General features: G+C 39.0%; 9 protein-coding genes. All 9 read right to left on the bottom strand.

Features of this window, described 5'->3' with window-relative positions:
• Positions 1-38: 38 nt before the first annotated feature.
• Complete coding sequence (locus G610_RS20185) at positions 39-707, bottom strand: hypothetical protein (protein ID WP_051197826.1); 669 nt, start codon at positions 705-707, stop codon at positions 39-41.
• A 287-nt stretch (positions 708-994) separates the two neighbouring features.
• On the bottom strand, positions 995-1,837 hold the full coding sequence (locus G610_RS0107735; RefSeq protein WP_026524338.1) for a tyrosine-type recombinase/integrase: 843 nt from the start codon (positions 1,835-1,837) through the stop codon (positions 995-997).
• 80 nt (positions 1,838-1,917) lie between these two features.
• Positions 1,918-2,214, bottom strand: coding sequence for a hypothetical protein (locus G610_RS20180; protein ID WP_035797171.1), 297 nt, complete (start codon positions 2,212-2,214; stop codon positions 1,918-1,920).
• Between the two features lie 153 nt (positions 2,215-2,367).
• Positions 2,368-4,161: a BspA family leucine-rich repeat surface protein gene (locus G610_RS22090; protein WP_051197824.1), complete on the bottom strand. Its 1,794-nt coding sequence runs from the start codon at positions 4,159-4,161 to the stop codon at positions 2,368-2,370.
• Between the two features lie 133 nt (positions 4,162-4,294).
• On the bottom strand, positions 4,295-4,771 hold the full coding sequence (locus G610_RS0107720; protein ID WP_026524337.1) for a hypothetical protein: 477 nt from the start codon (positions 4,769-4,771) through the stop codon (positions 4,295-4,297).
• Positions 4,772-4,896: 125 nt separating this feature from the next.
• Positions 4,897-5,862 carry a homoserine O-acetyltransferase MetA gene (gene metA / locus G610_RS0107715; RefSeq protein WP_026524336.1) on the bottom strand — a complete coding sequence of 322 codons (966 nt, stop codon included), beginning with the start codon at positions 5,860-5,862 and terminating at the stop codon, positions 4,897-4,899.
• A 78-nt stretch (positions 5,863-5,940) separates the two neighbouring features.
• On the bottom strand, positions 5,941-7,965 hold the full coding sequence (ligA, locus tag G610_RS0107710) for an NAD-dependent DNA ligase LigA (RefSeq protein ID WP_026524335.1): 2,025 nt from the start codon (positions 7,963-7,965) through the stop codon (positions 5,941-5,943).
• 21 nt (positions 7,966-7,986) lie between these two features.
• A complete protein-coding gene (locus tag G610_RS0107705; protein ID WP_026524334.1) occupies positions 7,987-8,712 on the bottom strand; it encodes a pseudouridine synthase in 726 nt (241 codons plus the stop codon).
• A 127-nt stretch (positions 8,713-8,839) separates the two neighbouring features.
• The gene (locus G610_RS0107700) at positions 8,840-9,682 is read right to left on the bottom strand and encodes an adaptor protein MecA (protein ID WP_026524333.1); all 843 of its coding nucleotides are present in this window, start codon (positions 9,680-9,682) and stop codon (positions 8,840-8,842) included.
• Positions 9,683-9,730: the final 48 nt, after the last annotated feature.

Below are 9,730 nucleotides of genomic sequence, written 5' to 3'. Positions count from 1 at the left end.
GGTGTCAAACAATCTGACTGAACCCTTTGTCTGACACCCTATGCAGCCTCATTTAAAGTGAAGATTGAGGACTCATTTAATGTGCCGGACAACACTTCAAATGCATTTCCGATGACATTTTCCTCAACCGTTCTATACCGTGTAATAGTATTCTTATATTCGTCATCAACATTCATTTGAATCCATATAGAATAAACCTTACGAATTTTCTCATAATGACTTTTAATGAAGACCGTGTTCTTCTGTGCGCTTATCATACGGCTTACATAATATAAAGCTCTCTTGATAAGAGGATATGGTGGATCATCGTCCTTTTGCGCCTCGACATTCAAAATGAGATGAACCGGTTCCTTTGAGTCCGGTACAACTGCTGAGAATTTTATATCGTAATAGACTTTTCCCTCTTTTATCGAATTATCTTCTGTATTTTGTCCTTCGATTCTGCCATCCGGCAACTCCTCAAGATATTGAAGTTCGTCCTTATCAAGCTGATCCTGATCAACCGCAATCTTTGATACCTGCGGCTCTCCTTCAATGCATTTATTTGCTATTTGAGATATAGAAAACTGCGCAAATTCAGGAACGCATTCTTTCATGATCCATGCGAGTACCAGTCTATTTGACAATAATCTTTTCACACATTCATCATACTGCGCTTCCTTATTCGTAATATCTATAGTACCTGATATATCTGTCTGCTCAATCATTTATTTTCCTTTCTTCATAATACGGCAAAAAAGTGCCACTTTCAACAGCCATACAACCTTTGTATGGCCGCCATTATGCATAGTTTTGATATTCTGTATTTAAAGATTCCCTTTATTGAATATTTCAAATGATACTGGGTATTCTTTGGTGAAATAACCGAAAATCTTATATACTACTAAATCACGTGATCACGCAAAAAAGATAATACCACAAAACCGCCATTGGTTTATTAAGAAACACATACGAAATGTCTTAAGAAATGATTAATATAACTTAGGCCTGGCGGTTAGATAACCGCCAGGCCAAGAGCTTCGATTTTGTCGCGTTCTTCTGCGCCGCGGCGCATAGTATAAATTCTTGTTGTATTGACGCTGCTGTGACCTAAGATATCAGCTAAATGAATGACATCACTATATGCATCATAGTAGGTTCTTGCGAAAAAATGTCTGAAGTTATGCGGATATATTTTGTTTTGGTCGATACCTGCCTTTATAGCGATTTCCTTGAATTTGCGCCAGATATAGCTTCGGTGAAGCGGTCTGCCATTTCTTGAAATAAATATACTTCCTTCGATAATTTTGTTTTTCTCGCAATAGATAAGCAATGTTTTTGACAGAGATTCAGGTATCAGAATAATCCTGATTTTCCCCTTTAGACTTATCTGAATTCTTCCCCTTCTTAGGCCCTGCGGTGTGATATATGGAAGCTCACTGATCCTTATTCCTGTACTTGCAAGAGTCATCAGAATATATGGCATCCTTTTATCACTGATTTTCTCAGATGTCTCGATCATTCTTCTGTATTCATCAAATGTTATTTCATTATCATCAATTTGGAAGTTTCTCTTTTGGATGCGAAGTGATCTAAGTTTCCATTCAGGTATTCCTGCGAAACTCAAAAAAGAATTTATAGCTGCAATATTTCCATTTATCGTGCTAATGCTATAACCCTGCTTATGAAGTGTTTCTTTATATTCAAGAATCACAGCCTTTGACTTTATGTTTCCTCCACAGCAATTGCAAAATCTACAGATGCTGCGCACATATTTTCTGACTGTGGCTTTTGATTTCTCCATCTCCTGTAAATAATTCGCATAATTTGCGATTGTCTCATCATTAATCTGTAACATATAATTCTCCTCCTTGTTGCAGAAGAATTATAAGCTAAAAAGCTCCCCGGAATAATCCGGGGAGTCTAACAAAACAATAATCAGCTTAGAACCTTTTCTTTCATCAACTCATTATATATAGACTCTATGTCATAGTCAGGAGCGTATTTTTCTGCAATAGCGCAGATTCTTTTTATTTCATCTAAATCTTCTTCCAACCCTTCTGATATTTCAACAGCTGTTTTAGATTTTCTAAGCTTTTTGCAAACCTGTTTGACAAGATGCTGCAGTTGTCCTTGTTGAAGTCCTTGTTGAAGTCCTTGCTGTAGTCCTTCCTGTATGCCCTCTTTTTTGAACAAGTTCATTGTTTCTTCTTCATTATACTCACACAAAAGCATACTAAATACCTCCGATTTGTGAATCATCATAAATTGCCTAATAATAAAATCATCAGGCATGTCATCTATAGCTCTGCTAAGCGCAGATTCTATCTTTTATCATATCACGGTAATTAGCATGTATCACATGATTTTTCATACTAAGAATCTCTTTTACTTTACAACCACTTTAATCTTACATGTCTTTATAGTGCCGGCTCTATCCTTAACTGTTACCGTAATCTCACATTTACCCTTCTTTTTAGGTGTGATCAGGCCGGAATTCTTATTTACTTTGGCAACTGATTTATTGCTTGATTTGAAACTTATGTTCTTAATTGAGAAGTTGTATGGAAGCATAGCAAAATCAGTGTAGCAGCTGTACTTCTTACCCTTCTTTAAAGTGAGTTTTTTCTTTGATGCCTTTACACTCTTAAGCTTTATAGGATCAGACTGTACGGTTACTTCGCATGTAGCGCTTGCGCCGCCATCAGTAGTTGCGGTTATAGTGCATTTTCCCTTTTTCTTTCCTTTAAGAGTTCCGGACTGGGTTATGGTTGCTACCTTTTTATCACTTGTAGACCATGATATTTTCTTGGCATTACTCTTATAGGTGATATTAAATTGGTCGCCCTTGGCTATCTTTATCTTCTTTCGCTCAAAGCTTATGGTCTGCGGTTTCGGCAAAATGTCAGCAAGTTCTGCATCCGTTTTTCCAATGTATCTGTGAGAAGCTGCTGATTGCAACATTCCTGTGTAGGAGGTTGTAGAATCAGGAATGCCATCCTTATTGTCATCAAGGTAATATTTATAATCTCCTGAAAACATAATATTAACGCTCAGATTTTTAGGAGAATCTACGGTCGCAAGGGTCGGTATCTCATAGAATATGTAATCAGCATTGGATACACTAGCTGCATTAAAACCACTTAGATCAAGTGTTTTAAGAGAAATATTCTTACGGAACATATGTGATATGTTTGTAACGTTTGAAGTATCTATACTTCCAAAATCAACCGAAGCAAGTGATGTGCATTCATAAAACATGCTTGACATATCATTTACCTTGGAAGTATTTAAATTGCCAAAATTAAACGAAGCTAATGACTGACAATATCCAAACATAGAAGCAAAAGTCGTTGCATTTGAAGTATCAAATGTACTTAAATCAATAGACGCAAGGGCCGTACATCCATAAAACATACTATTAAAGGCCGAAACTTTTTGCGCCTTGAAATTCGGACCAAATGTGATTTTTTCAAGAGAAGAGCAATCTTTAAACATTGTTCTCATTTGTTCGCAGTTACTTGTATCAAAGCCGCTTAAATCCAAAGTCTTAAGAGAATCACATCCATCAAACATGCCCAACATATTTGTAACTTTAGAAGTATCCAGGCCTCTTAAATTGACAGATTCAAGTGAAGAGCATTCTGCAAACATCCTGCACATATCAGTTGCATTTGTAGAATTAATAAAACTCAGATCAAGACTCGTTAATTTTTCACACCCTTCAAAAGTGGCGACGAATGCCCTGGTGCTAGGGTTTAGCGGATCACTGCCAATCAGGCTGGTATCCAGATTATTAAACGTAATACTTGTAAGATTTCTGCAACCGTCAAATAAAAATCCCATGTCTGCTGCTTTGCAGCCCTGTTCGAAGGTTACGGATGTTATTTTCTGATTACCTGAAAACACACTACCAGTTACAACAGTTGTGTACTCAACTCCGTCTTTTACCGCTTTACTTGGAACTGTCACTACCGAAGCATTTCCGGTATATCTACGGATAAATAGATAATGATGGACACTGTCATAATCCGAAACATTAGTGGTATCTCTAATGGAAAATTCATTTTGCCAAGTAGTATCCTGCTCCTGCGCCTTCGTAATTTGCTTACTTAAGCAAAGCATAAACAAAAAACAAAAGCCTAATACCAACGGTTTCATCAGCTTTTTTGTAAAATCCATGGTTACCCTCCTCATAAAAAACATAAACACGGCATTACAGTAAATCTAAACCTAAGAATAGTGTGCACTATGTTGAACGACCCTCCAAATTTGGAGGGTCGTATTTGTAGCATATCTTGTATTTTAAATAGTATTATGCTTTTTCTTTAATCTTTTCGATTTCTTCTTTTATTCTATCTGATGTGAACTCATTTGAACGAAGTGCAACCTGTGCTTTGAGCATACGATTATGAACGTCGTTCTTTTTCTTGAAGAAATCAACAAGCTCTTCATCATTTATTCGAAGATATCCATCAGCAATAGCGCCGGGAAGCACAAATTTCTTAACAACGTCGTTGAACTGGACTTCAATGTACTTGCCATCCTGCTTCGCAATTTTGCCCTTGCCGAATTTCTCGTGCTCGATGTCTATTCCGACAACATCTTTATCGCCGAGAGTCTTATCCTCTCCGTCGATCGCACTTATCTCCTTCTCAAGACTCTCATGTTCATTAGAAAGCTCTTCTACTTTTTTTGAGTTCTCTTCCAGGAGCTCCTTGGTTCTTTTTGTCCTGGTCCTTGGTGAAGCAACCTTTACTTCCTTTTCCTCTTCTTCAAGATCTAAGCCCATTGTGCACCCCTTTTCCGCGATAAATGTGTTTTCAAAGTTTCAGAATATAACCGATATATTATATTTTAACTTATTTATTATCGTTTGCGAGTATCTTGAATGAGATTTCATAAAACTTTTATGTTTTATTGTTCAGAGGTAAGTGCGCTTGCAGCCTTGTTTCTTCTCTCATCATCCAGTATCTGTCCCCACTTATAGGGTGTTGCCTGATATACATAATAGTCGAGCCAGTTGGAATACAGGTTGTTGCAGTGTGATCTCCAAGTGAGCTTCGGTGTGTTATCAGGGTCATCATCAGGATAGTAATTTACCGGCACATGAATAGGAAGGTCTTTGCTGAGGTCCCTTATATACTCGTTGTGGAGAGTTAGTCTGTCATACTCAGCATGGCCCATTACAAATATGTTTTTGCCATCTCTTGACATGCAAAGGAAAACTCCTGCAACAGCTGACTCAGCAAGCACTACCAGATCGCTGCAGGAATGAATTGCAGATGCCGGTGTCTCAGTATGTCTTGAATGAGGCATAAGGAAAACATCATCAAAGCCTCGAACCAGCGGCACCTTCCTGTTTTCAACCCTATGCTCAAAAAGTCCAAAGAGCTTCTCAGGGAGTAATCTCTTTTGAATATGATAATGATAATAAAGTCCTGCCTGTGCTCCCCAACAAATATGGAATGTTGATGTTACATTTGTTTTGGACCACTCGAAAATCTCGCAAAGCTCCGGCCAGTAATCCACCTCTTCAAATTCCATCTGCTCAACAGGAGCACCTGTGATGATGAGTCCGTCATAGGTGTTATCCTTTAGTTCATCAAAGGTGTGATAAAACCTGTTAAGGTGGTTGGGCGATGTATTGAGTGATTTATGGGAGCTTACTCTCATGAAGGATACATCTATCTGCAAAGGCGTATTTGAAAGTGACCTGAGAAGCTGAAGCTCTGTATCTTCTTTTAACGGCATCAGATTCAAAATACAGATATTCAATGAACGAATATCCTGATGCATCGCTCTGTTCTCATCTACAACAAATATATTTTCCTTTTCAAGTATCTCCCTCACAGGAAGATCGTTAAGTATTTTAATAGGCACTTTACCAGTCCTCCGTTACTATTTTTTGTAGTATATCAAAAAAACATTCCAAGCACTATTTTCCAGATTAAGATGGGATTATTTTATCATCTCCAAAAACTCTGCTTCATCAATTACTTTGATGCCAAGGTCCTGAGCCTTTGTGAGCTTGCTGCCTGCAGCTTCGCCGGCGAGAACCATAGTGGTTTTCTTAGATACGCTTCCGGAGGCTTTTCCTCCGTTCTTGGTAATAAGCTCTTCTGCTTCTTTTCTGCCAAGTGTAGGAAGTGTACCTGTAACAACAATAGTCATTCCAGCCAGCTTATCGGAAGCATCCTCATCCTTCTCAACTGTCATGTTAAGACCGCTCTCCTTCATTCGCATGACAAGAGCTCTGTTATCCTCGTCATGGAAAAATTCATAGAGGTCATTTGCTGTGGTCTCGCCTATATCAGGCATAGATAAAAATCCATCAACAGTAATGCTAAACAACTCTGTAAAATCAGTGATATGCTTCATGATCTCTCTTGCTGTTGCTTTTCCAACATTTCTGATGGCAAGACCTGTAAGAAGCTGAACAGGGTTATTGGACTTTGATTTCTCAATCTCAGCCAGAAGCTTATCTGTATTTTTCTCTTTTCCGATAATGCCCTTTTCTATCATCTCATCGCGGTACTTATAGAGGTCGTAGATATCCGCATAATTTGACAGATAACCATCCTTAGTAAGGGCTTCTATAAGAGTATCACCAAGGCCCATAATATTCATGGCATCCCTTGATGTGAAATATGCAATTGTTCTTGTGACCTGTGCGGGACATGTAGGATTAACGCATCTGATATCAGCTGTATCCTCTTCTCTTACTAAGGGATGTCCGCAAACAGGACAGTTATGAGGTGCTTCGTATACAACCTCAGGCTCATCAACGCAGCCGTTAAGCTTAGGAATGATCTCACCTGATTTAAAGAGCTTGTAGGATCCGCCGATACCGATCTTCATATCTCTGATGTAGTCCTGATTGTGAAGAGTTGCTCTTGATACTGATGTACCGCAAAGTCTTGCAGGCTTTCCAGTCTCCTTATCATGGAACTGTCCTGTGAAGGTGAGCTTTCCTGTTCTTCCCACATCCACGAGAATCTCATCCATTACAACTATGCGCTCTTCCGGCGGATACTTATATGCTATATGGCCGCTGGAATATTTGCTTCCTGCAGGGAAATCATCTCTCCATACTGTGTTATCTACTTTAATAACAGCGCCGTCAAGATCAAAGGAAAGGTCTCCTCTTGTTTCGCCAATTTCATCTATCGCAGCAGAAACCTCTTCAAAATTCATGCACTTTCTATGGGCTACTACCGGTATGCCAAGAGCCTTAAGCTTATCAAGTGCATCACAGTGGCTCTGCATAAGCTCTGCAGGTCCGTCCTGAACATTGAAGATAAACATCTTAAGTCCGCGTTCTTTTGTAACCTTGCTGTCCAGCTGACGAAGGGTTCCTGCAGCAAGGTTTCTGGGATTCGCAGCAACCTTTTTGCCGAGCTTTTCCTGAGTCTCGTTAAATCTGTCAAAGTCCTCATGTGACATATAGACTTCGCCTCTAAGCTCAAGATAGTCCGCATCAAACTTGATCTCTTTTATTACATCGGGAATAACGAGGGCATTTATTGTTACATCTTCGCCCACCATTCCATCACCTCTGGTCTCAGCAAGAGAAAGCTTCATGTATCCTTCTTTTTCAGGATTCCTCTCATATCTTAAGGTCATGCTAAGACCGTCAATTTTCTGTTCGACTGAAAAAGCTGCATCCGGGTGTCTTGAATGAACCTTATTTATCCATGCTTCTACATCTGCCTTATCAAAAACATCCTCAATAGAAAGCATTGGAACATTGTGAGTTACCTTAACACCGGCTTCTCTCTTGGCTGTTCCGCCCACAATCTGGCTTGGAGAATCCGAGGTTACAAGCTCAGGATTCTCAGCTTCTATCTTTTTAAGCTCCTGCATCAGCTGATCGTATTCATAATCGGATATCTCCGGTGCATCCTGATTGTAATAGCGATCCATGTGATAACGTATTGTATCAGAAAGCTCTTTATATCTCTGTACTATTTCTTTTTCTGCCATAAAATCTCCCCTATACTTTTTTCAAATATCAAGTCCTGCGCTTTTGTATAAAGTCCGCAGTTCTTCTCCCTCCAGAACTCTGTGCTCTGAATAATTAAGTCCCTGTAACTCCACATTCATAATGCGGATTCTTTTAAGCTTAACTACATTATAGCCAAAAGCATCACACATTCGTCTGATCTGTCTGTTAAGACCCTGGGTAAGCACTATCTTAAAACATGTATCTGTAATCTTCGTAAGCTTGCAGGGTCTTGTAGTCTGCTCTAGTTCTGGAAGATAAACGCCCTTTTCCATTTCACGAAGGAATCTATCAGTGATCTTATGATCAACCTCAACAACATATTCCTTCTCATGCCCGTTGGCCCCCCGCATCATAGCCTGAATAAGATCGCCGTCATTTGTAAGAATCATCAGACCCTCAGAATCCTTATCAAGTCTCCCTGCATAGGTAACACGCATATCTACGTTAAGGTCTTCAATAATGGTTCTCTCAGCGTGGTCATCCTTCTCTGTACAAACAACTCCAACGGGCTTGTTATAAGCAAGGACAACCTTTTCTTCCATGGGTTTAATCTGCTTACCCTCATACATAACAATGTCGTTATCAGTGACCTTCATTCCCTGGGTAGCAACAACTCCGTTAACGGTTATTTTCCCATCATCGATAAGCTTGTCTGCATCTCGCCTTGAACAGACACCGCACATGGCTATGAATTTATTTAATCTGATCTCATTATCAGTGCTCATGAAAACCTCATATCAAAACATAATCAGCATCCAAATCAGTCTGTGCTTAAATACTTTTTATAAAAATAGGAATTCCTGTGATATAAAAAAGAAACGACCTTTTAGCCGTTCCTTTTCTGTTTTCGTATCAGAGTTTCCTTAATTTCTCAACTGCCTTTTCTTTTATTATGGTGTCGAAATTCTCATCCATGTGATAAATCGCAATATCCTTTGTGGTTACGAACTTACCAAACTCATAACAAATTGAAAATACAGAAGCAAAGTTTCTTGACTTCTCTTTTTTCCTGTCGCAAAGCATGTAATATTTGCCTGTGGAAGCATCCTTATAAAGTGATGTAGCTAAAGAATACTTCTTAGGTATCTGTTTGGAAAGCCTTATAACTGTTCTAAGTGAATCATATTCAAATACAAAGGATGTAAAGTTCAGTTTATCGAGCTCTTCAGAACGTTTCTTGTCCTTTTTATCCTTCTTGATCTTAGTCTTTCTGGAGTCGTTCTCTGTTATGAAAGGAAGCTCACCATTATTCTTATCTTCAACGGCATCTTCAACTTTCTTAGCCATATCTCTTACAGAACTTGTGAACTCCTTAAGATTCTGCAGGTACTCACTGAGCTTGGGAATTCTCTCTTCCTCAGATACATCGCCAAGTTCCTCAAGGAAATTCTTGGGAAGCTTAAGACCTGCCTTCTCTGTAAGGTTCTTAAGCATATCTGCAAAGGCCTCCTCAGCGTTCTCAGATAATGTAAGCGAAATCGAGTGATCGGGAAGAACTGTGATCTGCATTGGTGTAAAAGCACCTGTAGGCTTGTAATCAACTTCCTGTGCAGCTCTCTCCATTACGTCATGGAGGAAATCCATTGCTTCCTTACTCTTATCAAAAAGGTCCTCAAGCTTAAGGCCCTGCTCGTCCATATCATCTTCTGTGATTATGCAATTAACTGTATCCTTATTAACTCTTGTAAACTTCATAGATCTAATACCTTTAAAACTAAAAACAACATCTTATCTATTATAACA

Origin of the sequence: Butyrivibrio sp. MB2005 (genome assembly GCF_000424285.1) — a bacterium.
In the GTDB taxonomy this organism is placed as follows: Bacteria; Bacillota; Clostridia; order Lachnospirales; family Lachnospiraceae; genus Butyrivibrio.
This window is presented reverse-complemented; position numbering and strand designations above follow the sequence as displayed.